The organism is Stenotrophomonas maltophilia, assembly GCF_047497515.2.
Classification (GTDB): Bacteria; Pseudomonadota; Gammaproteobacteria; order Xanthomonadales; family Xanthomonadaceae; genus Stenotrophomonas.
On record NZ_JAXAXL020000006.1, the window covers coordinates 16,739 to 40,309 of the forward strand.

At 67.4% G+C, this 23,571-nt stretch carries 21 protein-coding genes; 5 read left to right on the forward strand and 16 right to left on the reverse strand.

What is annotated here, in order from left to right; genetic code table 11:
* Window positions 1-81 precede the first annotated feature (81 nt).
* Window positions 82-2,439 carry a beta-N-acetylhexosaminidase gene (locus ACMZPQ_RS10710; protein WP_197582776.1) on the forward strand — a complete coding sequence of 786 codons (2,358 nt, stop codon included), beginning with the start codon at window positions 82-84 and terminating at the stop codon, window positions 2,437-2,439.
* Window positions 2,440-2,544: 105 nt separating this feature from the next.
* Here the strand turns inward: ACMZPQ_RS10710 and ACMZPQ_RS10715 are convergent, their stop codons facing one another.
* Window positions 2,545-2,937 carry a VanZ family protein gene (locus ACMZPQ_RS10715; RefSeq protein WP_197582775.1) on the reverse strand — a complete coding sequence of 131 codons (393 nt, stop codon included), beginning with the start codon at window positions 2,935-2,937 and terminating at the stop codon, window positions 2,545-2,547.
* Window positions 2,934-4,118: a class I SAM-dependent methyltransferase gene (locus ACMZPQ_RS10720; RefSeq protein WP_197582774.1), complete on the reverse strand. Its 1,185-nt coding sequence runs from the start codon at window positions 4,116-4,118 to the stop codon at window positions 2,934-2,936. Before ACMZPQ_RS10720 ends, ACMZPQ_RS10715 begins: the two co-directional genes overlap by 4 nt.
* 58 nt (window positions 4,119-4,176) lie before the next feature.
* Between ACMZPQ_RS10720 and ACMZPQ_RS10725 the strand changes: the two genes are divergently transcribed.
* Window positions 4,177-4,914, forward strand: a complete 738-nt coding sequence (locus ACMZPQ_RS10725; RefSeq protein ID WP_197582772.1) for a pteridine reductase — start codon at window positions 4,177-4,179, stop codon at window positions 4,912-4,914.
* A gap of 60 nt (window positions 4,915-4,974) precedes the next feature.
* Here the strand turns inward: ACMZPQ_RS10725 and folK are convergent, their stop codons facing one another.
* Window positions 4,975-5,460, reverse strand: coding sequence for a 2-amino-4-hydroxy-6-hydroxymethyldihydropteridine diphosphokinase (gene folK, locus ACMZPQ_RS10730; protein ID WP_197582771.1), 486 nt, complete (start codon window positions 5,458-5,460; stop codon window positions 4,975-4,977).
* A 90-nt stretch (window positions 5,461-5,550) separates the two neighbouring features.
* On the opposite strand from folK, the gene ACMZPQ_RS10735 reads away from it, so the two are divergent.
* The gene (locus tag ACMZPQ_RS10735; protein ID WP_312647277.1) at window positions 5,551-6,294 is read left to right on the forward strand and encodes a proteasome-type protease; all 744 of its coding nucleotides are present in this window, start codon (window positions 5,551-5,553) and stop codon (window positions 6,292-6,294) included.
* A gap of 74 nt (window positions 6,295-6,368) precedes the next feature.
* Here the strand turns inward: ACMZPQ_RS10735 and ACMZPQ_RS10740 are convergent, their stop codons facing one another.
* The 4 genes from ACMZPQ_RS10740 to ACMZPQ_RS10755 all read right to left on the reverse strand — a co-directional run bounded on the left by ACMZPQ_RS10740 (window position 6,369) and on the right by ACMZPQ_RS10755 (window position 10,759).
* Window positions 6,369-7,880 carry an ATP-binding protein gene (locus tag ACMZPQ_RS10740; RefSeq protein WP_197583338.1) on the reverse strand — a complete coding sequence of 504 codons (1,512 nt, stop codon included), beginning with the start codon at window positions 7,878-7,880 and terminating at the stop codon, window positions 6,369-6,371.
* A gap of 4 nt (window positions 7,881-7,884) precedes the next feature.
* Complete coding sequence (locus ACMZPQ_RS10745; protein WP_197583340.1) at window positions 7,885-8,325, reverse strand: response regulator; 441 nt, start codon at window positions 8,323-8,325, stop codon at window positions 7,885-7,887.
* Window positions 8,322-10,139, reverse strand: coding sequence for a sensor histidine kinase (locus ACMZPQ_RS10750; protein ID WP_197583341.1), 1,818 nt, complete (start codon window positions 10,137-10,139; stop codon window positions 8,322-8,324). The genes ACMZPQ_RS10745 and ACMZPQ_RS10750 overlap by 4 nt, the downstream gene beginning before the upstream one ends.
* A 236-nt stretch (window positions 10,140-10,375) precedes the next feature.
* Window positions 10,376-10,759 carry a BON domain-containing protein gene (locus tag ACMZPQ_RS10755; RefSeq protein WP_049447825.1) on the reverse strand — a complete coding sequence of 128 codons (384 nt, stop codon included), beginning with the start codon at window positions 10,757-10,759 and terminating at the stop codon, window positions 10,376-10,378.
* 180 nt (window positions 10,760-10,939) lie between these two features.
* On the opposite strand from ACMZPQ_RS10755, the gene ACMZPQ_RS10760 reads away from it, so the two are divergent.
* A complete protein-coding gene (locus ACMZPQ_RS10760; RefSeq protein ID WP_414486231.1) occupies window positions 10,940-11,983 on the forward strand; it encodes an oxidoreductase in 1,044 nt (347 codons plus the stop codon).
* Window positions 11,984-12,089: 106 nt separating this feature from the next.
* On the opposite strand, the gene gnd is transcribed toward ACMZPQ_RS10760, so the two are convergent.
* The 8 genes from gnd to ACMZPQ_RS10800 all read right to left on the reverse strand — a co-directional run bounded on the left by gnd (window position 12,090) and on the right by ACMZPQ_RS10800 (window position 20,603).
* Window positions 12,090-12,995 (reverse strand): phosphogluconate dehydrogenase (NAD(+)-dependent, decarboxylating), encoded by a 906-nt coding sequence (gene gnd, locus ACMZPQ_RS10765; RefSeq protein ID WP_197583344.1) that lies wholly within the window; start codon window positions 12,993-12,995, stop codon window positions 12,090-12,092.
* Window positions 12,996-13,005: 10 nt separating this feature from the next.
* The gene (locus tag ACMZPQ_RS10770) at window positions 13,006-14,265 is read right to left on the reverse strand and encodes a hypothetical protein (RefSeq protein WP_197583346.1); all 1,260 of its coding nucleotides are present in this window, start codon (window positions 14,263-14,265) and stop codon (window positions 13,006-13,008) included.
* Window positions 14,262-14,852 (reverse strand): DUF2242 domain-containing protein, encoded by a 591-nt coding sequence (locus ACMZPQ_RS10775; RefSeq protein WP_197583347.1) that lies wholly within the window; start codon window positions 14,850-14,852, stop codon window positions 14,262-14,264. The genes ACMZPQ_RS10770 and ACMZPQ_RS10775 overlap by 4 nt, the downstream gene beginning before the upstream one ends.
* Window positions 14,853-15,002: 150 nt before the next feature.
* Complete coding sequence (locus ACMZPQ_RS10780) at window positions 15,003-17,180, reverse strand: carboxy terminal-processing peptidase (protein ID WP_197583348.1); 2,178 nt, start codon at window positions 17,178-17,180, stop codon at window positions 15,003-15,005.
* Window positions 17,181-17,435: 255 nt separating this feature from the next.
* A complete protein-coding gene (lipA, locus tag ACMZPQ_RS10785) occupies window positions 17,436-18,446 on the reverse strand; it encodes a lipoyl synthase (protein WP_133935589.1) in 1,011 nt (336 codons plus the stop codon).
* Between the two features lie 18 nt (window positions 18,447-18,464).
* Window positions 18,465-19,175, reverse strand: a complete 711-nt coding sequence (lipB, locus tag ACMZPQ_RS10790; RefSeq protein WP_197583349.1) for a lipoyl(octanoyl) transferase LipB — start codon at window positions 19,173-19,175, stop codon at window positions 18,465-18,467.
* Window positions 19,163-19,441 (reverse strand): YbeD family protein, encoded by a 279-nt coding sequence (locus tag ACMZPQ_RS10795; protein WP_197583350.1) that lies wholly within the window; start codon window positions 19,439-19,441, stop codon window positions 19,163-19,165. Before ACMZPQ_RS10795 ends, lipB begins: the two co-directional genes overlap by 13 nt.
* Before the next feature lie 169 nt (window positions 19,442-19,610).
* Window positions 19,611-20,603, reverse strand: coding sequence for a CsgG/HfaB family protein (locus tag ACMZPQ_RS10800; RefSeq protein ID WP_197583351.1), 993 nt, complete (start codon window positions 20,601-20,603; stop codon window positions 19,611-19,613).
* A 337-nt stretch (window positions 20,604-20,940) separates the two neighbouring features.
* Between ACMZPQ_RS10800 and ACMZPQ_RS10805 the strand changes: the two genes are divergently transcribed.
* The gene (locus tag ACMZPQ_RS10805; protein WP_197583353.1) at window positions 20,941-22,014 is read left to right on the forward strand and encodes a lipid A deacylase LpxR family protein; all 1,074 of its coding nucleotides are present in this window, start codon (window positions 20,941-20,943) and stop codon (window positions 22,012-22,014) included.
* Window positions 22,015-22,254: 240 nt separating this feature from the next.
* On the opposite strand, the gene ACMZPQ_RS10810 is transcribed toward ACMZPQ_RS10805, so the two are convergent.
* Window positions 22,255-23,475 (reverse strand): D-alanyl-D-alanine carboxypeptidase family protein, encoded by a 1,221-nt coding sequence (locus ACMZPQ_RS10810; RefSeq protein ID WP_049447834.1) that lies wholly within the window; start codon window positions 23,473-23,475, stop codon window positions 22,255-22,257.
* Window positions 23,476-23,571: the final 96 nt, after the last annotated feature.

Sequence of the window (23,571 nt, forward strand, 5' to 3'; positions counted from 1 at the left end):
ACGCACGCCGGGCCTGGGTCATTCCGGGCCCGGCGTTTTTCATGTATAGCGTTCATCGCACCGTTCCAAGGAGTCGTACCGATGGTCAAGCCTTCCCGCGCCCGGATGCGCAGCGCAGTGCTGCTGGGCAGCCTGCTCGCCCTCCTGCCGGCCACGCCGGCACTCGCCGCCGATCCCACGCCCGCCGCCGAAGCGCCCGGCCCGCAGCTGCGTGCCGGCAGCCTGATGCTGATTCCAGCCCCGGCCAAGGTGCAGCGCGGCCAGGGCAGCGGCATCACTGTTCGCGCCGACACCGTGCTGCAGGCCGAGGGCGAAGCCGCGCAACGCGTCGCCAACCAGTTTGCCGACCTGCTGGCGCGCAGCGGCGGCCCACGCCTGGCGCTGGCCAAGGGCAAGGCGGCAGGCAACGCCGGCAGCATCCGTTTCCAGATCGTGCCCACCTTCCGCGACAGCGGCGAAAGCTACACGCTGGACAGCACCGCGCAGGGCGTGGTGATCCAGGCCGGCAACGAGACGGGCCTGTTCTATGGCGCAACCACCCTCGCCCAGCTCGCCACCGGTGGCAGCGGCGGCGTGCTGCCGGCGGTGCAGATCCAGGACGCGCCGCGTTTCAGCTGGCGCGGTTTCATGCTCGACTCGGCGCGGCATTTCCAGAGCCTGGACGAGATCAAGCGCGTGCTCGACGCGATGGCCGCGCACAAGCTCAACACCTTCCACTGGCACCTGACCGATGACCAGGGCTGGCGCATGGAGATCAAGCGCTACCCGAAGCTGACCGAGGTGGGCAGCTGCCGCCTGCCGGCCGGCGACGGTGGCATCGACCCGGTCAGTGGCCAGGAACATCCGTACTGCGGCTTCTACACGCAGGAGCAGATCCGCGACGTGATCGCCTATGCCGCCAAGCTGCATATCCAGGTGATTCCGGAAATCGATGTGCCCGGCCATGCCACCGCCGCGATTGCCGCGTACCCGGAACTGGGTTCGATCAACACCCCGCTGAAGCCGATCAGCGAATGGGGCGTGTTCCCCAACCTGTTCAACGTGGAGGACAGCACGGTCACCTTCCTGGAGAACGTGCTGGAAGAAGTGATCGACCTGTTCCCGGCCAAGTACGTGCACGTCGGTGGCGACGAGGCGGTCAAGGACCAGTGGCAAGCCTCCAAGCAGGTGCAGCAGCGCATGCGTGCGCTGGGCATCAACAATGAAATGGCCATGCAGAGCCACATCATCAAGCGCCTGGAGACGTTCCTTGAGGAACACGACCGGCGCCTGATCGGCTGGGACGAGATCCTCGAAGGCGGGTTGCCGCCGCAGGCCACGGTGATGTCGTGGCAGGGCACCGAAGGCGGCCTGGCTGCAGCCAGTGCCGGCCATGACGTGATCATGTCGCCGGTCGGCTACCTGTACCTGGACTACCTGCAGACCGCCTCGCCGAACGAGCCGCCGGGCCGTCCGGCCCAGGTCAATCTCGGCAAGCTGTACAACTTCGAGCCGGTGCCGGCCGAACTGGCCGCCGACAAGCGCGGGCACATCCTGGGCCTGCAGGCCAACATGTTCACCGAGCACACGCGCAGCTATGCACGCCTGCAGCACAACCTGTTCCCGCGCTTGGCCGCGGTGGCCGAGATCGGTTGGAGCACGCCGGAACACCGCGACTTCCGCGACTTCCTCGCGCGCCTGCCCTCCCAGCTGCAGCGTTACCGTGCCTGGGGCCTGGCGTACGCGCAGACGCCGTTCGAAGTGGGCGTGGACTACACCGACAACCGCGCTGCCAACACCGTGACCGTGTCCCTGGCCAACCCGCTGGGCTATGAAGTGCGCTACAGCGTCGATGGCCAGCCGGTCAGCGCGCAGTCGCCGCTGTACCAGCAGCCGCTGACCGCAACGCTGCCGGCCACCGTGCAGGCCGCCGCGTTCTATCAGGGCCAGATGTTGGCCGCCAAGCCGACGGTCGCAGCGTTCACCGCGCAGTCGCTGCTCAGCCGCCGCAGCGATGAGCTGCTCAGCTGCGTGGGCCAGAAGGGCCTGGTGTTGCGCCTGGAAGACGACGGCCCGCGCGAAGGAACCCGTGCGGTGTTCAACGTCGATATCTTCCAGCCGTGCTGGCGTTGGCCGCAGGCACAGCTGGATGGCGTCGGCAGCGTGGAAGTGCGTGCCGGCCGCATTCCGTACTACTTCCAGCTGGCCCATGACGAACCCAAGCGCCGCTTTGAAAAGGCCAAGCGCGCGCATGGCGAGATGCAGGTGCGCCGTGGCGATTGCAGTGGCAAGGTGCTGGCTGAAGTTGCGTTGCCGGCCAAGCCGGATGCGGATGGCTTCGTGACCCTGCGCGCCGCACTGCCGAAGGGCACCGAGGGTACCGGTGACCTGTGCATCAACTTCACCGGCGACACGCGCCCGGCGATGTGGGTGCTGGATGAGGTGACGCTGCAGAAGTAACGGCAGGTCCATCCTGGTGGGTGCCGACCTTGGTCGGCACCCCGGGCAGTTCATCCACGCATGGCGTGGATCTACGGGTGGGTGCCAACCTTGGTTGGCACGCTGTTACCCCCGCCAGCGCAGCAGCAGGTCGCGCAGCGGGGTCAGTGCCGTGGCCATGCCGGCCAGCACGCCGATCGTGTTGGCGAGCGCATCCATCGGGTCGGCCATGCGGTCATCGGTCAACGCGCCCTGCGCGAACTCGATGCCGATCCCCATCAGCACCAGGCCCACGCCCACCCACAGCAGTGGCCTGCCCCGGCGGAACAGCTGCACCGCGCTGCCGGCCAGGATGAAATAGGCGAGGAAGTGCTCGCCCTTGTCGCTGTTTTCCGGCAGCGGAATCGGCGGCGGCGGGATCAGGCAGACCACGATCACCAGCAGCACCGCCAGCGCCCACAGCATGGTCCACAGCCGCGGCCGCCGCAGCGGCTTGATCACCGGCAAAGCGCCGCTCACAGGCGCCAGCTCAGGTCACCCAGCTCGAAGGCCGGCTCGAAGTCGACGCCACGCTGCAGGCCGATGGCCTGGAAGCGCTCGCCCATCTCGGTGGGCAGGGTCAGCTTCTTCACCTGGTCACGCAGCTGGATGCGGCCGACTTCATCAGTACGCTCCTCGGCCAGCAGCAGCACCTGGTCCAGGCCGTTGCCGAGCAGGAAGCTGGCCTGGCTGCAGTAGCCAGCCAGTTCGAAACCGCCATGCAGGCCGGCCTCGGCCATCGCCGTGAAGTCCACCGACGCGGTGATGTCCTGCAGGCCGGGCCAGCGATGCACGTCGTTGTGCACGTGGTGGCGGTAGAAGGCGCGCACGGTGCCATCGTCGCGATCGTGCTGGTAGAACTCGCCGCGGTTGTAGCCATAGTCGACGAACAGCATCGCACCGCGCTGCAGGCCACCGGCCACCGCCTGCAACCAGTACGGCAGCTGCGGCAGCACTTCGGAACGGTAGCCCTCGGCGAAGGGCTTCTCCAGGTAGCGCTCGATGTGGCGCACCGCCCCGTTGAGCAGGATGTCAGCCGGCTGCGCGCCGCGGATGAAGTTGCCATCGCCATCCAGCTCGACGGTTTCCTCGTAGACCTCGCCGTCCTTGATCAGGAAGCGCGGGGTCGGCAGCGCGTCGATCACCTCGTTGGCGAACACCACGCCCTCCCAGTCCTCTTCGAACGGGCGATCGATCCACTCCACGCGCGCGGCCAGCTCGGCCGGCAGGTTCTGCTGCCGGCGCTGCTGCTGGCGTTCGCGCAGGTCGGCACTGGGTTCGAGGATGGCATAGCGCGTCGGCAGCGCGTCCAGCTCGGCCAGGCGCAGCAGCACCGCCTCGGCGAAGGCACCGGTACCGCCGCCCAGTTCCAGCATCCGCGCCTGCGCGCCCAGCTGGGCGAACACCGGCGCCAGCGCGTTGGCCACGCTGCCGGCGAACAGGCTGCCGAGCTCGGGCGCGGTGGTGAAGTCGCCGCTGCCACCGAATTTGCTGGCGCCAGCGCTGTAATAGCCCCACCCGGGGGTGTACAGGCACAGCTCCATGAAGCGCGAGAACGGGATCGCCCCGCCCTGCGTAAGGATCTCGGCGCGCAGGGCGGCGGCCAGCTGGTCGCTGTGGGCCAGGGCATCGGCTTCGGGCAGGGGGAACGTGGGCTGCATGGCGTCTTCGAATGCGGTGACAATGGTGCACAGGATAGCCGAGCCTTGGAGGACCCTCATGAGCGACACCGCCCCCGTGGCCCTGATCACCGGCAGCGCACGCCGGATTGGCGCGGCCATCGCCCGCCAGTTCCATGCCTGTGGCTGGTCGGTGGTGCTGCACGCCAACACCTCCAGCGCGGAGCTGCAGCAGACCGCGTTCGATTTCGACAATGTGCGCCCGGGCAGCGTGCTGGCCCTGCAGGCCGACCTGCGTGACGCCGATGCCCTGTCCGATCTGGTGGAACAGGCGGTCACCCATTTCGGGCGCCTGGACGCGCTGGTCAACAACGCCTCCAATTTCTTCGCCACCCCGCTTGGCCAGGTCACCGCCGAGGCGGTGGACGAACTGTACGCGGTCAACGCGCGTGCGCCGCTGCTGCTGTCACAGGCTGCCGCGCCCTACCTGCGCCGCCAGCACGGCTGCATCGTCAACCTGACCGACCTGCACGGCACCGACCCGATGCGCGACCACATCGCCTACACGATGGCCAAGGCCGCGCTGGAGATGGCCACCCGCTCGCTGGCGCTGGAACTGGCGCCGAAGGTGCGGGTCAATGCGGTGGCGCCCGGCGCGATCCTGTGGCCCGAACAGGGCAAGGATGATTTCGCGCGTGAGGCACTGCTGGCACGCACGCCGCTGGCGCGGATCGGCACGGTCGAGGAAATTGCCGAGGCGGTGTACTGGCTGGTGACCGAAGCCAGCTTCGTCACCGGCCATACCCTGCGCGTGGACGGCGGGCGTACGGTCAGCTGAAAGGTTGCCGGCCAGCGGCCGGCACTACCGGTAGTACGGGCCACTGGCCGGCAACCTCGGTCATCCGAGGTCAACCACCTCGAATGCCTCGCCGCACTGCGGGTGCGCGCGCCACAGCGTGGCCAGGTCCTGGCCGCTGACCGGGTCGATGAAGCCGGGCGCGATGTCGGCCAGCGGCTTCAGCACGAAGGCATGCTTCAGTTCCGGGCGAGGGATGCGCAGATGGCCAGGGCCTTCCACCACCAGGTCGCCGTAGAACACCACGTCGATATCCAGGGTCCGGTCGGAGAAGCGCGGCCCGCTGCGGTCACGGCCGTGCGCGTCTTCCAGCGCATGCAGCCAGTCGTCCAGCGCCTGCAGCGGCAGGTCGGTCTCGATCGCCACCGCGTTGTTGAGGAAGGCCGGGCCATCAAAGCCGACTGCGGCGGTACGGTAGGCGGGGGACACCTGCAGCGTGCCGAAGCGCTCGCGCAGGGCCGCCACCGCGGCGTGGAGGTAGCGGCGGGGCTGGACGTTGCTGCCCAGGCTCAGGAGCACGATGGTCATGCGGTTCAGGTGACAGTGCTGGGGGGCGTGGACATGCCGTCGTCACGGCGGCCTGCCTACAATCCGGGACGCACATGATAGGGCACCGACATGACCTATTGCGTTGGAATCGAGGTGGACGAAGGCCTGGTCTTCGCCGCCGACACCCGGACCAATGCCTCGCTGGACGATGTGCGCGTGCACCGGAAGCTGCACGTGTTCGAGTACCCCGGCCAGGCGGCTTATGTACTGATGGCGGCCGGCAACCTGGCCACCACCCAGTTGCTGGTGTCGCGCCTGGTGCGCGATGCCGAAGAACGGCGCACGCCCAACCTGCGCGACATGGCCCACCTGTTCGAAGCGGCCGAGTACGTCGGCCGGCTGCTGGTGGACAGCCAGGTGCACAGCACGCACAGCGAGCACGGCCATGACGGGGTCAACACCCAGGCCACGCTGATCTTCGGCGGCCAGGTCACCGGCGAGCGGCCGGGGCTGTACATGATCTACCCGCTGGGCAATGCGATCGCCGCCTCGCCGGAGACGCCCTACCTGCAGATCGGCGAATCCAAGTACGGCAAGCCGATCCTCGACCGCATCCTTACCCCGGCCACCCACCTGGAGGATGCCGCGCGCACTGCCATCGTGTCGCTCGATTCGACCATCCGCTCCAATCTGTCGGTGGGCCTGCCGATCGACCTGGCGTTGCTGCGCAATGGCGAACTGCGCATCGGCCAGCAGCTGCGGCTGGGGGCGGATTCGGCGTTGTATGCCGACATCCACCAGAACTGGTCGCGGCGCCTGGAACAGGCGGTGGACGCGCTGCCGCGGTTTCCGTGGGAAACCACCGAACGGTAGTGCCGGCCGCTGGCCGGCAACTGCATTGATCCCGTCGCGGTGGATGCCGGCCAGCGGCCGGCACCACCAGGGCATCAGCCCAGCGCTTCGGCCACCGCGCGGAACACCTTCTGCATCTGCAGCGGCTTGTGCAGCACGTGCACCTCCACGCCGGCCGGGAAGGCCTCGGCCGGCACCGCCATTGCAGGATCTTCCAGCACCAGAGCCGGGCCGCCATACCCCAGCGCGGCCATTTCGCCCAGCAGCTGGCTGGCCGGCAGCAGCTTGGAACCGGCATCGGCGATCACCAACGCCGGCATCGCCTCCTGCTGCATCCAGCGCAGTGCAGCTGCGCCATCGGAGGCCAGCTGCAGCTGGTACCCCTGGCTCGACAGCGCATTGCCCAGCAGCGACAGGCGCGTAGCCTCGCCATCGACCACCAGGATCGACTGACCGCTGCCCAGCGCCACCAGCTGCTCGACCGGCTCACTGCCATCGATGGCGTCATGCATCGGCAGCCGCAGTTCAAAGCAGGTGCCTTGGCCTGGCTGGCTGCTGACGTGAATGCTGCCGCCGGCACCTTCGACGATGCGCTTGCAGGACATCAGGCCCAGCCCGGTGCCATCGGCCTTGGTGGTGAAGAACGGGTTGAACAGGTGCGACAACGTGTCCGCATCCATGCCTATGCCTTCATCGACCACCCGGATATGCATCCAGTCCACGCCGTCGCGCTGGCCGGCATGGCCGGCGGTCAGGCTCAGGCGGCCGCCGTTGGGCATCGCCTGGATTGCGTTCAGCGCCAGGTTCAACATCACCTGCTGCAGCTCGGTGTAGTTGGCATCGACCACCAGGCCGTCATCCTGCACCTGCAGTTCCAGCCGCACCGCATCGGGCACGTTGCTGCGCAACAACAGCGCCACGGCATCGAACAGGCCCTTGATCTCGATGCGCTCGCTCGGTTTGCGCGAACCGCGCACGAACGACAGCATCGACTCGGCCATCTCGTGGCCGCGGCGGCCGCACTCGGCGATGACATCGGCCAGGTGGTGCAGCTGCGGGTCTTCGGTACGCGCCTTCAACAGGTCCGGCATGATCAGCAGCGGCTGCAGGATGTTGCGCAGGTCGTGGCTGAGGCCGGCGGCCAGCAGCGACAGGCTTTCCAGACGCTGCGCACGCATCAGCTCGGTCTCCACCCGCGCACGCTCCACCGCACTGCGCGCATCGCGGATCGCGCGCGCCACCGCCGACGGCAGGCGTGCCGGCAGGTGCTTGATGATGTAGTCGTTGGCGCCCTTCTGCAGCGCCTCCACCGCGTTCTCCTCACCCATGGTGCCGGAGACGAAGATGAAGGGTACTTCCGGCGCAGTCTCGCGCACGATGCGCAGCGCGTCGTCGCCGGAAAAGCCGGGCATGCTCAGGTCCGACAGCACGATGTCCGGCTGGAACGCCGCCAGTGCCTGGCGAAGTTCAGCCTCGCTCTCGACCCGCTCGAAGCGGGCGTCCAGCCCCGCCTCAAGCATCTGTTCGGACATCAGCTCGGCATCTTCCGGTGAATCCTCCACCAGCAGGATGCGCAGCGCCCCCAGGGCGGGACCGGTCAAGGGCATGGGCTCACTCGAGTTCCGGTGCCTGGTTGATCAACGCCCAGAACTTGCCCAGGGTCTGTACTGCGCCGAAGAACTGGTCCACGTCCACCGGCTTGACCACGTAGGCGTTCACGCCCATGTCCCAGCTGCGGGCCAGATCGCTTTCCTCGCGCGAGGACGACAGGATCACCACCGGAAGGCGCTTGAGTTCTTCGTGTTCACGGATCTGCCGCAGCACTTCCAGGCCGTCCATGCGCGGCATCTTGATGTCCAGCAGCAGCACGGCGGGCAGGCCTTCCTCGCGGCCGGCGTATGCACCGCGGCGCAGCAGGTAGTCCATCACTTCCACGCCATCCTCGACGTGCACGATGGGATTGGCCAGCCGCGCCTCTTCCAGGGCATCGATCGCCATCTCGGCATCGGCCGGGCTGTCTTCGGCAAGAAGAATGGTGCGCAGAGTCGTCATGCAGAGGGACCTTGTTTGTCCGCGTCGATCGCGGGAGGCAGGTAGAAGTGGAAAGTGGCGCCGACGTCCGGTTCGGCCTCGGCCCAGATACGGCCGCCATGGCGGGTCAGCACGCGGCGCACGCTGGCCAGGCCGATGCCGGTGCCCGGGTAGTCGCTGGCCTTGTGCAGGCGCTGGAACACGCCGAACAGCTTGCCGGCATAGGCCATGTCAAAGCCTGCACCATTGTCGCTGACCGTGAACTGATGACCGCCATCGGGCTGCTGCTGGTAGTCCACGCGGATCTTCGCCGGCTCGCGGTTGCCCGAGTACTTCACCGCATTGCCGAGCAGGTTCAGCCAGACCTGGCGGATCATGTTCTCATCGGCCACCACGATCGGCAGCGGCGCGATGCTCCACTCCACCTGGTGCGGGTGGCCGCTGTTCTCGGCCTCGGCCTGCAGGTTCGAATCGAGCATGGCACGGGTATCGGCCACCAGCGACTGCATGTCCACCGCCTGCTGGCGCATGGCAACCCGGCCCAGGCGCGAGTACACCAGCAGATCGTCGATCAGCGCCGCCATGCGCCGCGCGGAGCCGGAGATCACCTCCAGATAGTGGCGGCTCTTGTCGTCGGCGGCCTCGCCCAAGTGGCGCGACAGCTTGTCGGAGAAGCCGGCCACGTGGCGCAGCGGTGCGCGCAGGTCGTGCGAGACCGAATAACTGAACGCTTCCAGTTCGCGGTTGACCTCCGACACCTGGGCGACCTTGCCTTCCAGCTGCCGATTCAGCTCTTCCACGCGCAGCTGCACGGCGCGCTGCATGGTGACATCGCTGATGGTCAGCAACACCACTTCGTCATCGGTATCCGGCAGTGGCATGCGTCGTGCGTTGAGCAGCATGTAACGCACCATGCCGTCGGCGGTGCGCTGCTCATGTTCGAAGTCCCACAGTTCGCGGCCACGCAGCAACACGTCGGACAGGCGCTGGCGCACCACGGCATCCTTCCATCCGCCGTCACCGACGGTTTCCAGCAGCAGGCCATCGGCGCGTTCGTCCTGCAGGCCGTACAGTTCAGCAAAGGCGGGATTGTGCAGCTGCACGCGCAGGTCGCGGTCAAGCAGCACGATCGGTTCGCGTACGGTCTGCAGCACCGAGGCCGCACGGGCCGCCGACCGCAGCGATTGCCGTTCCGCCTGCAGGCGGCGGCCGATCTGCCGTTGCAGCAGCCACAGCACCAGGCCGAGCAGCGCCAGCTGCACCACCAGCGAGCTCCATGACACCAGCTCGGTCTGCTTGCGCTGGCGCGCGGCCTGTTCGGCGCGCAACGTCAGCAGCTTGTATTCGCTGGTCTGCAACTCCTCCACCAGGCCGCGGATCGGATAGCGCGTGCTCAGGTCCTGCACCAGGGCGCGCTGGTCACTGTTCGGCTCGGACTTGGCCAGTTCGCGGGCCACCGCCATCCGGCCTTCCAGCATGGATTCGATGCGGCCGATGCGGATCAGCTGATCGGGATTGTCGCGGGTCATCCGCCCCAGTTCGGCGAGCCGTCCGGGAATCTCGTTGGCCTTGGCCATGCGTTCGCGCAGGCCCGGCGCATCAATGCCCTTGGACAGGGTCAATGCCGCCGATTCGACATCACGGACGTCCGCCTGCAATTGCTGCAGGGCCACGCCCACGGCCTGGGTATGGTTGACCCAGGCCATTGCTTGATCGTTGTCCTGCTGCAGCTTGCGCAGGGTCAACCACGGCACCACGATGATCGCCACGGCCGCCAGCGCCAGGGCCGGCAACCGCCAGCGGTCCCAGATGTCGTCACTGAAAACCAGCGCCATAGTTCCTCGTCAGCACGGCCGCGAAGCGTCCGCCGGGCTCAGCCCGGCTGCGGCGGAACCGGCAATATAGCGCAGGCGATCACACTGGCGGGCGTTCCGGCCCGGCTGGCTGGACGGGTTGGCAATCGGACCTGTAGAGCCGAGCCCATGCTCGGCTGCCTTGGAGTCCAGCCGGGCATGGCCCGGCTCTACAGATCAGCGGGCGCCCCACGCGGGGGCACCCACCGGGTTCAGGTTCAGCGCTTGGCGGCGGCACTGACCTTCAGCGCAGCAGCATCAACGCGGGTCACGCCCTTGATGCCCTTGGCGGTGGTGACCGCCTTGTCCTTCTCGGCCTGGCTGGCGACGGCGCCGCTGAGGCTGACCACGCCATTGACCGTTTCCACCTTGATCTCAGTGCCCGGAACGTTGCTGCTGGCGAGCAGGTCGGCCTTCACCTTGGTGGTGATCCAGGTATCGGTCACCGGCTCGTTGGAGTCGTGGCGATCGGCATGGGTCGCCGGATGCGTGCTGGTCGGCGGGCTCTTCGCGGCCGGATCCTTGGCGAATGCAGCGGAGGAGGACAGCGCCAGGCCCAGCGTCAGGGCAGAAGCAATCAGCGTGCGGGTGGTATTGCTCATCGTGTCGTACTCCTTCGGGATGTGCTGCCAGTCTGGACAAGCAGGCGTGGAGCAGGCGTGGCGTTGCGGTCACGCCGCCGTGAATCGGGCCCCGCGCGAGGGCAACGGTTCAGTTTTGGAGCGTCGCCAACCTGTCGATTACCCTGTGTATTCCACAGCCCCCACAGCCGGAGCCCTGCCATGCGCCCCGACCTGCAACTGGCCCTGATCGGTTACGGCCTCGCCGGCCGTGTCTTCCATGCGCCGCTGATCCAGCACACGCCGGGCCTGGCACTGCACAGCATCGTCAGCTCCCAGCGCGACACCCTGCTGCGCACGTTCAGCGACGTGCACGTGCGTGCCACGCCGCAGGAGGTTTTCGATGATCCGGCGGCGGATGCGGTGGTGATCGCCACGCCGAATGCCCAGCACGCGCCCCTGGCCATGGCCGCGTTGGCCGCCGGCAAGCACGTGCTGGTCGACAAGCCATTCGCTCTGGATGTTGCCGAAGCCGAAGCGATACTGGCTGCCGCGCGCGATGCCGGCCGCATCGCGACCGTGTTCCAGAACCGGCGTTTCGATGCCGACTTCCTCACCCTGCAGTCGCTGCTCGCCCAAGGCACGCTTGGCGAGGTGGCCGAGTGCCATGCGCATTTCGACCGCTACCGGCCGCAGGTGCGCGAGCGCTGGCGCGAACAGGAAGGACCCGGCAGCGGCCTGTGGTACGACCTGGGCCCGCACCTGCTGGACCAGATGCTGGTGCTGTTCGGCTGGCCGCAGGCGATCGACGCCGACCTGGCCGTGCAGCGCGAAGTTGGCAGCGGCATCGATTACTTCCATGCCGTTCTGCATTACCCGCGGCACCGCGCGATCGTGCATGCCGGTTCACTGGTGGCAGCCCCTACGCCGCACTTCAGTGTGCATGGCAGCACGGGCAGCTGGATCAAGCACGGCCTGGATGTACAGGAGGCGCAGCTGCGCCGCGGTGTGGCGCCGGGCGCACCCGGCTGGGGCATCGATCCGCGGCATGGCGAGTTGGTGCGTTGTGATGCCGAGGACAACGTGCAGCGCAGCACCGTCGACAACCTGCCCGGCGATTACCGGCGGCTGTATGCACAGTTCGCGGCGGCGATGCACGGCGATGGCGAAGCGACGGTCAGTGCGGTGCAGGCGCTGCAGCTGATGCGGTTGCTGCAGGCCGGCATGGACAGTGCGCGCGAAGGGCGGCGAATCGCGTTGGACTGACCAGTAGATCCACGCCATGCGTGGAGGACGTGGAGGCGATCGGAGACAGCTTTCCTGATGGGGTCAGAGCCCTTTCCTGCGGAAAGGGATCCGACCCCGGTGCTTCTTACGACTTCTTGATGGCGTGGCCACCGAATTCGTTGCGCATCGCCGACAGCAGGCGGTCGGTGAACGAATTGGATTCGCGCGAGCGCAGGCGTTCCAGCAGCGACAGCGTGATCACCGGTGCCGGCACATCCAGGGCAATCGCTTCGGCCACGGTCCAGCGGCCTTCGCCGGAATCTTCCACATAGGGTGCGATGCCATCCAGCGAGGGATTGCGCTTGAGCGCTTCGGTGCTCAGGTCCAGCAGCCACGAACGCACCACGCTGCCGTGGCGCCACACTTCGGCCACCTGGGCCAGGTCCAGCTCCATCTCCTGCTTGCGCTTCATCAGCGCGAAGCCCTCGGCGTAGGCCTGCATCATTCCGTACTCGATGCCGTTGTGGACCATCTTGGTGAAGTGGCCGGCGCCGGACGGACCCACACGTGCCCAGCCGCGATCCTCGGCCGGCGCCAGCGTGCGCAGCAGCGGTGCGATCTGTTCCACCACCGAAGCCTCGCCACCCACCATCAGGCTGTAGCCTTCCTGCAGGCCCCACACGCCACCGCTGGTGCCGCAGTCGACGTAGCCCAGGTCGTCTTCGGCCAATGCCTTGGCGCGGCGGATCGAATCCTGGTAGTTGGAGTTGCCACCGTCGATGACGATGTCGCCCTCGGCAAGATGCGGGGTCAGCTGGCCCAGGGTCTGGTCGACGGTCTCGCCGGCCGGCACCATCAGCCACACCACGCGCGGCACTGGCAGCGCAGCGACGGCAGCGGCCAGCGAATCCACCACTTCCAGGCCGGCTTCGGCGGCACGCTGGCGCGCACCCTCGCCCGGGTCGTAGCCGACCACGCGGTGGCCGCCGCGATGCAGGCGCTGGGCCATGTTGGCACCCATGCGGCCGAGGCCGATCATTGCAATATCCATTGTTTCACCTTCAGTTAGGGTCTAGGGTCAGGCTGCCTGGCCTGCCGGTGGCCGCGCAGTGGCGCAGCTGCGCCTCGCGCCAACGCCGGTAGAGCGTGGTATGCAGATTGTGCACCGCCAGGTCGATCGAAAACGGCGTTCGTGGGTTGCGATCAAGCAGGCGGGCAACGTGGTAGCCGATGGGACGTATACCGCGCGGGTGCACATAGATCACGAACTGCTGGTAGAACGGATCGTCCAGCAGCTGGTCCATGCGTGCCAGCGTGTCGTGGTAGCGCGGTGCCAGCCGTGCGCGCAGGTCCGGGTCGCGCTCGAACAGCAGGCGCTCGAAGTAGCGTTGCCCGACGCGCGGGATGTCCTGCGCGAGTTTCCATAGCTCGACATTGCGCTGGTCGTACCAGGCCAGCCCGCCGTGCAGGGCCAGCGCCTGCGCAGCGCCCTCGCCCACCTCGACCACCACGAAGTTCTCGGCCTGGTTGCTCAGATCGTCCAGCGTGCCCTTGTCGTACACATGTTCGATGAAACCCGGCACACCGACGAACGCCTGCCGCCCCATCATCGACGTGCGCACGGCCTTGCCATCGGCGAAGAAATCACCTGCGTTTGCACCCAGCAGGATGCTGTCGGTGTCATGCAGCGCCAGGAACGTGCCAATCGACAGCTCCGCGGGTTTGAACTCGGCATCGAACGCAGCATCACCATACAGCTCGCGCTGCGTGGCCAGCTGCGCGACCTGGCGGCCGACGCCACATTCGGCACGCACGCTGCCGCTGTAGAACGTCTGCAATGCACGGCTGTTGCCGGCGCTGGGCACGTAACCACGGCCGAAACTGCGTGTGCGCTGCCACCCTTGCGATGGTGCACCGCGCAGGCCGAAGCCGATCCAGCCCAGCTGCGGGCCGGAAAAACGGAACGTGGGATTGTCCTGCAATGCGGTCGCCGCACGTTGCGTGGCGGCGCCCAGTTCGAACGCATAGGCGCAGACCGTGGCCGGGTCATCCAGCAGTTGCCGCAGTTGTGCCTGTCGGGCCGCAGCGGGCATTGCGGCCGGCCACTGCACGTGCAGATCGCCCGCCGCCTGCGCCTCGGCCAACGTGGCGCGCGTGCACACGACACCGCCGTGCACCTGCGGCGTGGCCACCGCCGCCTCTTCGAAGCGCCAGCCCAGCCGCTGCAGCAGGCCCTGTGTGCAGTCGACAGGCGTGGCCGCCGTCCCCAGCACGGGCACCAGCAGCAGGGCCATGCCGATCAACCTGCCGCGCACGCTCATCCCTGGTCCGTGGTGGCCGGTGCAGGTTCAGGCGTTGTGGCCGCCGGCGCCGCAGGCGCAGTGGCATCGGCAGGCAGATACTGCTGCAGGCGCTGGAAGAAGCGGCGATAGAATTCGGCATCGGTCACCGTGCTGCTGGCCACTTTCACCAGCGAGTCGTCGTTGCTGCCGAACGGCAACGATACCGAACCCAACGCGCCGACACCGACGCTGGCCGAGGTCGGGCTCTTCTTCAGTGCATAGCGATCCTGCACCGCGCTGACGAACACCAGGGTCTGGCTGCCACGGGGCGCGCAGGAGATGCGCAGAACCAGTTGCTCGTGATCGTCGTCGCGGGGCTGGAAGTTCTTGTTGCCTTCCACCTGCGACGCATCCGAGCGCGCAATGGCGTAGCCCTGGCTCAGCAGGGTGCGCCGCGCTGCCTCGCAGGCTTCCCCCGGGCCACCCTCGACGGTGCGCGAGAAGGTGTCGCCGGAATCAAAGGACTCACGCAGCAGGGTGCTGTCGGCGGCGCGGCCACCACAGGCCGACAGGATCAGGGCGCTGGCGAGGGCGACGGCAGCGCTGGAAAGACGGGAGGCCCGCATGGGTACTCCTGCAAGGACGTTAAAGCCAAGCGTAGTCCTGAGGCCGTGTGTGGCAGGTCGACATGGCAGCCCGCGTTGTTCCCGGTTCATGCACGGAAAAGCAAAGGGGCCGGCAATGCCGGCCCCTCGGGTATACGCGCGCTTGGCGGCTCAGTCGGCCCAGCGGCCGGCGCCGGTGGACTGCGGCAGCACCTGCGCCGACAGCGGGCGGTCATTGGCCAGCAGGTTCACCGCATCGGCCAGGATCGAAGCCGACTCACGCAGCAGCGGGTCCGGACGCTTCTCGGCGGCCTTCTCGCGTGCGGCATCCTTGACGATGTCGCGCTCGTTGCCGGTCAGGCCGTCGTCGCTGCTGTCATCGGCCAGCGGGTCCAGGGCCAGGCCCAGTTCCTTGCGCTGCACCTGGCGCTCCTTGCGCTGGGCATCCTGGCGCTCGCGTTCGGCGCGGCGGGTCGCCTCGTTCAACGAGATGTACTTCTTCGCCGCTTCGGTGCGGAACTGCTGCACGTCCTCGTTCCACCACTGGAATTCCTTGTCGGTGGCGATGCGGGCATCGTGACGGGTTTCCAGCTTCGGCAGCAGCGGTGCGAAGTTGCCGTACTGGGTGTGCGGCACGGCCGCGATGCGGGTCCACGGCAACGCGTTGTCGTAGGTGCTTTCGCCGAACTCAGTGGCATCGACGCTGGCCGGGAAGGCCAGGTCCGGCACCACACCCTTGTGCTGGGTGCTGCTGCCGCTGATGCGGAAGAACTGGGCGATGGTCAGCTTGACCTGGCCGAAGCGCTGCGTTTCGCCGCTCGGCCAACGGTCGAGGTCGACGATGTTCTGCACGGTGCCCTTGCCGAAGCTGGTTTCACCGATCACCAGGCCACGACCGTAGTCCTGGATGGCGCCGGCAAAGATTTCCGAGGCCGAGGCCGAACCGCGGTTGATCAGCACCGCCAGCGGGCCATCCCACGCCACGCCCTGGTTGCGGTCGCTGTTGACGGTGACGCGGCCACCGGACTCGCGCACCTGCACCACCGGGCCCTGCTCGATGAACAGGCCGGTCAGTTCGATCGCTTCATCCAGCGAACCACCGCCGTTGTTGCGCAGGTCCAGCACCACGCCATCCAGCTTGTCGTTTTTGAAGCCGGCCAGCAGCTTGGCCACGTCGCGGGTGGCCGAAGCGTAGTCGGCGGCGTTGCGGCGGCGGCCTTCGAAGTCCTGGTAGAAGGTCGGCAGCTTGATCACGCCGATCTTGCGCGCCGGCTCACCGTTGGCGGCCGGAATGGTCATGGTCTCGCCCTTGGCGGCCTGTTCGGCCAGGCGCACCTTCTGCCGGGTCAGCACCAGGGTGTGGTGCTTGCCGTCGGCACCTTCGGCGGCCGGAATGAATTCCAGCTTGACCTGGGTGTCCTTGGCGCCGCGGATCTTGGCCACGACATCATCGATGCGCCAGCCGATCACATCCTCGACCAGGCCGGACTTGCCCTGGCCGACGCCGACGATGCGGTCACCCGGCTTCAGCGTGCCGTCCACCGCGGCCGGACCACCGGCGATGATCTCGCGGATCACCACCACGTCGTCCTGGCGCTGCAGCTGCGCGCCGATGCCTTCCAGCGACAACGACATCGCCTGGTTGAAGTTCTCGGCGGTGCGCGGGGTGAAGTAATCGGTGTGCGGATCGACCGCGCTGGTATAGGCGTTCATGAAGAACTGGAAGACGTCTTCGCCCTTCAGTTCATTGACCGACTTTTCCAGCGTCGCGTAGCGCTTGTCCAGCGTCTTGCGGATGTCGTCCGGCTTCTTGCCGGCCAGTTTCAGGCGCAGCCAATCGTTCTTGACCGACTTGCGCCACAGCTCGTCCAGCTCGGCGCTGCTGGCCGCCCACGGCACCTTCTTGCGGTCGTATTCGAAGCGCTCGTCGGTGGTGAAGTCCGGCTCCTGCTTGAGCAGCTTGCGCGCGTAGGCCACGCGCTCGCCGACGCGCTGCTTGTAGACGGCGAACACCTGGAACGCCGGCTCCAGCTCGCCGCCGCGGATGGCCGAGGAGATGTTGGCTTCGAACGGCGCGAAGCGCGCCACGTCGGCCTGGGTGAAGTACTGCTTGCCGCCGTCCAGCGTCTCCAGGTAGCGCTTGAACACGTCCTTGGAGGTGGCCTCGTCCAGCGCGCGTGGGCGGTAGGCATAACGGCTGTCGGACAACAGGCCGTACACCAGCTTGGAGGTGGTCACCTGATCGGCGGTGGCCGCCGCGGGCAATGCAGGCGAGTCGGCCTTGGCCGCCAACGCCAGCGGCGCGACCAGCGCCAGGGCCATCAGGAATGCGGGGGCTTTGAATTTCATTGACGTGCTCGAAGGCGCCTTGCCAAGGGGGAGACTGCGGGGTGTTCAGACACCACGACAGTGCCGAAAGTTGCCGGGTTTGTCACCCGGCCGCGCTCGGTGGAAAACCAGCCTAGCGGGGCCGGTGTAGCAAATTGTGAATGCAGGCGAAGGCGTGCGGACCAACGGTCCGCACCCACCAGGGTGGTTCGCTCCCACCCGTTAGCGCCGGGCCATGCCTGGCAAAGGCGTGCGGACCAACGGTCCGCACCCACCTCAGGAGACGCCGGCGCCCTTGGCCTGCACGTCGGCGTGGTACGACGAGCGCACCATCGGGCCGGAGGCCACGTGGCTGAAGCCCAGCTCGTAGCCGTAGTCTTCCAGCGCCTTGTAGTCCTCGGGGGTCCAGTACTTCAGCACCGGATGGTGGTGCGCGGTCGGCTGCAGGTACTGGCCGATGGTGATCATGTCCACGTCGTGCGCGCGCAGGTCGCGCATGGTGGCCTTGATCTGCTCGAACTCCTCGCCCAGGCCCAGCATGATGCCGCTCTTGGTCGGCACCTCGGGGTGCTGCGCCTTGAAGTTCTTCAGCAGGTTCAGCGACCACTGGTAATCGGCACCCGGGCGCACGTTGCGGTACAGGTCGGGCACGGTTTCGATGTTGTGGTTGAACACGTCCGGAGGGTTCTGCGCCAGGATCTCCAGCGCGCGCTCCATGCGGCCCTTGCCGCGGAAGTCCGGGGTCAGCACTTCGATGCGGGTACCCGGCGACTTCGCGCGGATGGCGCTGATGCAGTCGACGAAGTGCTGGGCACCACCGTCGCGCAGGTCATCGCGGTCGACGCTGGTCACCACCACGTACTTCAGGCCCATGTCGGCCACGGTCTGGCCGAGGCTGGCCGGCTCGTTGGCATCGGGCGGCTTCGGGCGGCCGTGGGCCACGTCGCAGAACGAGCAGCGGCGGGTGCAGACCTCGCCGAGGATCATGAAGGTGGCGGTGCCGTGGCCGAAGCACTCATGGATGTTCGGGCAGCTGGCTTCCTCGCACACGGTCACCAGGCGGTTCTCGCGCAGCTTGGCCTTCAGGTTCTGCACGGCATTGCCCGAAGGAATGCGCACGCGGATCCACGACGGCTTGCGCAGCACCGGCGCATCGGCGAACTGCACCGGCGAGCGGTTGATCTTGTCACCGCCCAGCTGCTTGACCCCTGCCTGCAACGGCGCGGCGGACGGAGAGTCGCCCTGCACGATCTGCAGGGGAATGGAACGGGCGGTGGTTTCAGTCATGGCAGTTCCGGGGGGCGGTCAGGCGGCCGCAGAAAGATCAGGCAGTTCGGGCGTGTGCTGCAGCAGCAGGCCGAACTGGCGGGCCAGGTGGTCCAGCAGCACCGGCTTGACGGCATCCATCCCGGAGGGGCCGCCCAAGTCTACCACCGAGGTCACCTGCAACCCCTGATAGCCACAGGGATTGATGCGATGGAAGGGTTCCAGGTCCATGGCCACGTTGAAGGCCAGGCCATGGAAGGTGCAGCCGCGGCGCACGCGGATGCCGAGGGCGGCGATCTTGGCGCCCCCGACGTAGACGCCCGGGGCGCCGTCACGGCGTTCAGCACCGATGTTCCACTCGGCCAGGGTGTCGATGATGGCCTGCTCGATGCGGCACACGTAGTCGCGCACGCCAATACCCAGCCGTGGCAGCCGCAGCAGCGGATAGACCACGATCTGGCCGGGGCCGTGATAGGTCACCTGGCCGCCACGGTCCACATGCAGCACCGGGATCTCACCCGGCGCCAGCACGTGCTCGTCCTTGCCAGCCTGGCCCAGGGTGAACACCGGGTCGTGCTCGACCACCCACAGCTCGTCGGGGTCGGCGTCGCTGCGCTGGTCGGTGAAGCGCTGCATGGCACGCCACACCGGCTCGTAGGGCTGGCGCCCCAGGTCGCGGACCACTGCCGGGCGTGGCGGGCGTTCTTCCGGGGCAGCGTCGGCCGGGCAGCTGTCGGCTACAGCGTCCACTTCACTTCCGGATGATCGCGCAGCGCCTGGTGGGCCAGGTCGTACTGCTCGCGGCTCTCGGCCTTGAACACCATGCGGATGGAGACGTACTTGCCGTTGGACGAGTGCTTCCAGCTGATGCGTTCATTGACCACATCGATGCCGGCGGCCAGCAGCAGGCGGGGAAGCTCGTGTTCCAGGCCGCGGTTGGCCGGGCCCATCGCGCTGAGCTCGAACTGACCGGGGAACTGGAAGCCGTGTTCGGGGTTGTCGGACTTGATTTCCATGGACCCATTATCGGGCCGCAGGGCAACAAACCCAAGAGTATTCATCAAAGTCAAAGGCGGCACCGGCGAGCCGCTGCGTTGCAGCGGGGCCGCGCCCCTGGCAGGGCCGTCCACGAAGGCCGGCCCCGGCAGGCGGCGCGTGCCGGCGCGGGGCCGGCACGCAGGCGGCTTACTTGGCCGTTTCCATCAGGGTGGAGTTGACCCAGCCCTTGTTGCCCATTTCGTCTTCCACTTCCCACATGGTGCCTTCCTTGACGCCGGTGGGGTACAGCAGCATGCCCGGCTCCAGCGAGCGCACCGGCGCGCCGGTGCCCTTGGCATTGGCCAGCAGGCGGCCGGCCTTGAGCATGGTCACGGCCTGGCCCGAGTTGGCCGCCGAGGCGTTGGCCGGCAGGCCACCCAGCTCGGCCACCATGTTGGTGTAAGCCTGCAGGTAGGCCAGGGTGATCACCTGACCGACTTCGGTGTTGGCATAGCCACCCACACCCATCGCGCCGATGCCGCCGCCGCCGAACAGACCGCCACCGGCGCCCCAGCCCAGGTCGGTCTTCTTCGAGTTGCCCTCGACGATGGCCACCTGCTCGGAGGAACGCACGTCGGTCAGGGTGAGGGTCACGTCCGCGGTCTTGCTGCGGAAGTTCAGGCCGCCGACCACGGCACCGGCCTTGCCGCCGATCAGGCCGCCCAGCAAACCACCGATCGCGTTGCCGCCGGCATTGCTGTTCTGCGAGATCAGGTCCGGCACCAGCACGTAGTCGGCGGCACGGATCTGGCCCTTGCCGATGTTGGAACGGCCGCGCAGCTGGCCTTCGCTGGCCAGCGCACGCTCGGCCTGTGCGGCGGCCATGCCGACGCCACGGTCGACCAGCGTGAAGCACTTGGACTTGTTGACGAAGACCTTGATCAGCTTCGACGGCGCCGGCAACTGCTGGCCGGTCCACCAGTTCACCACGTCTTCCGGCTCGATCACCGAAATGGAGCCCAGCGGCTTGGTGCAGACCGGGATCTCGGCCTGGCCCTTCTTGCTCTGTTCCTGGGCCGAAGTGCGGCTGTTGGCGAAGCTGTCGCGCAGACCGGCCGATGCCGGGGCACTGATGGCCACCAGACCAACGCCCAGCAGCGCGCAGGCCAACGCATGGGCGAGCGAATTCGATTTGTTCATTTGAGTCATCCAGCACTTTGCCGACGGCGAAGCGCAATCCATGGGTTGAGAAAGGGTCTGGGACCTGAATCCTTTGTGACGCCTCCCCAGGCGCCGGCGCAGAGGATAGGGCATGCCCCCACCCAACCACAACCGCAGCTGACTGCAAACGCCCAAGACGACTCGATCGGCATGCCGGGCCGCGTCGCCGGGTGGCGTGGGTCACTGCCGCGTATCACATTGTGTCAGTTGGACAATGTTGTTTTCGGAACAGACAAGTGATGGCCGCGTGGTCGTTCCAGCGCCCTCGCAGGGGTACCGTGTCGCGGCCGAAGACGACGAAACGAATCCGCCCCCCATGAGCCCCCCTTCCACGCGCTGCCTTGCCGCCCTCGGGCTGTCCGGCCTGCTGGCTGCATCCCTTCCCCTTGCCGCCCAGGCGGCCGAACAATGTGGCCCGGACGCGATGCGCGACCACCCGCCGCAGATCAATTTCCGCGTCGACAACGACCTGTTCGGTGGCCGCCACCAGGACCAGGGCTATACCAACGGCGCGCAGCTGACCCTGGTTTCGCCGAACCTGGTCGACTACACCGACGACCCGTGCCTGCCGCGCATGGCGCGCTGGGTGAACCAGTACCTGGAAGGCCTGCACCCGGGCCGGTTCGAACAGCAGAACATGATCTTCAGCATCGGCCAGGGCATCTTCACCCCGACCGACCCGGCCCGCCGCGACCTGATCGAGGACGACCGGCCGTATGCCGGCGTGCTGCTGGCCAGCTTCGGCTTCAACGCACGCAGCGGCGACCGCCTGCAGACCACCCAGCTGGCGGTGGGCGTGGTCGGCCCGTGGGCGCAGGGCAAGCAGGTGCAGGATGCGGTGCACAGCATCCTGGGCGACAAGAAGTTCGAAGGCTGGGACAACCAGCTGCACAACGAACCGGTGTTCATGCTGACCCATGAGCGCATGCGCCGTTGGCCGGCCGATGCCAGCGTCAATGCCGGCGGCTGGGGCTGGGATGCGATCAGCCACTACGGCGGTGCGATCGGCAACCTGGAAACCAAGGCCAACGCCGGTGCCGAAGTGCGCTTCGGCTGGAAGCTGCCCGACGACTTCGGCAGCACGCCGCTGCGCCCGGCCGGTGAAAACACCGCGCCGACGCGAGGCGGCCGCCCCAGCGGCTGGTCGTGGCACCTGTTCGCCACCACCGACGCAGCGTGGGTGATCCGCGACATCACCCTGGATGGCAACACCTTCCGCAGCAGCCACAGCGTGGACAAGCGCCACGTGGTGGCCCAGGGCGGTTATGGCATCGCGGTGATGCGCGGACGTTGGAAGTTCGCGGTCGCGCGCTACCACAGCACCCGCGAGTTCTACGGCCAACGCCAGTCGCCCGTGTTCGGCAGCTTCACCATCAGCCGCTCGCTGTAAGCGAGGGGCTGAGGGTGAAGCGGGTAGGTGCCGACCGTTGGTCGGCACACCGGTTTGCTTCGCTCGCTATAAGCGAGGAATTGATGGTAGTGCCGGCCGCTGGCCGGCTGCGGGCACAGCCCGGATGGGTTCATGAGGAGCCGGCCAGCGGCCGGCACTACCCGCATCCGCAACCGCCATCCCGAAACGAAAAAGGCCAGCATTCGCCGGCCTTTTTCGTTCACCACGCCTGGGCGTGGATCATTCCGATTCCCACCACATCCAGAAGCTGTCCCACAGGCGCTTGAAGAAGCCGGCCTGTTCGACGGCAGCCACGGCCACCAGCGGTGCCTCGGCGATGACCTTGCCATCCAGGGTGACCTTCACGGTGCCGATCTGCTGGCCGGCGGTGAACGGTGCTTCCAGGGTCTTGGGCACGTCGATGCTCGGCTTCAGATCGTTGTAGCGGCCGCGCGGCACGCTCACCAGCATCGGCTGCGCCACGCCCAGCTGCACCTTGTCGGTGGTGCCCTTCCAGACCTTGTGTTCGGCCACGGCCTTGCCCGGCTCGTACAGGCGGTGGGTCTCGAAGAAGCGGAAGCCCCAGTTCAGCAGGGCCAGGCTGTCATCGGCACGCTGTTTCTCCGACGCACCGCCCAGCACCACTGCAATCAGGCGCTGGTCGCCACGCTGCGCCGAGCTCATCAGGCAATAGCCGGCCTCGGAGGTGTGGCCGGTCTTGATGCCATCGACGCTGCCATCGCGCCACAGCAGCAGGTTGCGGTTCGGCTGCTTGATGTTGCCGACCTGGAATTCCTTGATCTTGTTGTACGCGTAGGTTTCCGGGTAATCGCGCACCATCGCGCGGCCCAGCAGCGCCAGGTCGTAGGCGGTGCTGTGGTGGCCCTGTGCGGTCAGGCCGTGGGCGTTGACGAAGTGCGAGTCCTTCATGCCGATCTTGGCGGCGTAGCTGTTCATAAGCGACGCAAAGGCTTCTTCGCTGCCGGCGACGTGCTCGGCCAGGGCGATCGCGGCGTCGTTGCCGGACTGGATCGCCATGCCCTTTTCCATGTCTTCCAGGCGCGCGGTCTGGTTGACCGGGAAGCCGCTGTAGCTGCCATCGGTACCGGCGCCACCTTCGCGCCAGGCGCGCTCGCTCATCATCACCTGGTCATCCGCACGGACCTTGCCGTTCTTGACCTCGGCGGCGATCACGTAGGAGGTCATCACCTTGGTGATGCTGGCCGGGGCCAGCTGCTCGTGGACGTTTTCGCCAGCCAGCACCTGGCCGGTCGCGTAATCCATCAGCACCCAGGCCTTGGACACGCTCGGCGCCGGGGCCGGCGGAGTGGCGACGGTGGCCGGGGCAGCAGCGGCGGCGGCAGGTGCCGGCGTGGCCGGCGTCGGCAGCGGCGTCTGGGCGGAAGCCAGGCCCACCACCAAGGTGGCGGCCAGGGCGGTGGCGGCGGAACGGAAATTCATTGGACAGCAGGCTCCAGGGGACGGCCGGGAATGGAGGGTGGAACGTAACGGCCATTGTAAGGCCGGGGGAGCACGGGCCGGCAGCACCGGCCCGGG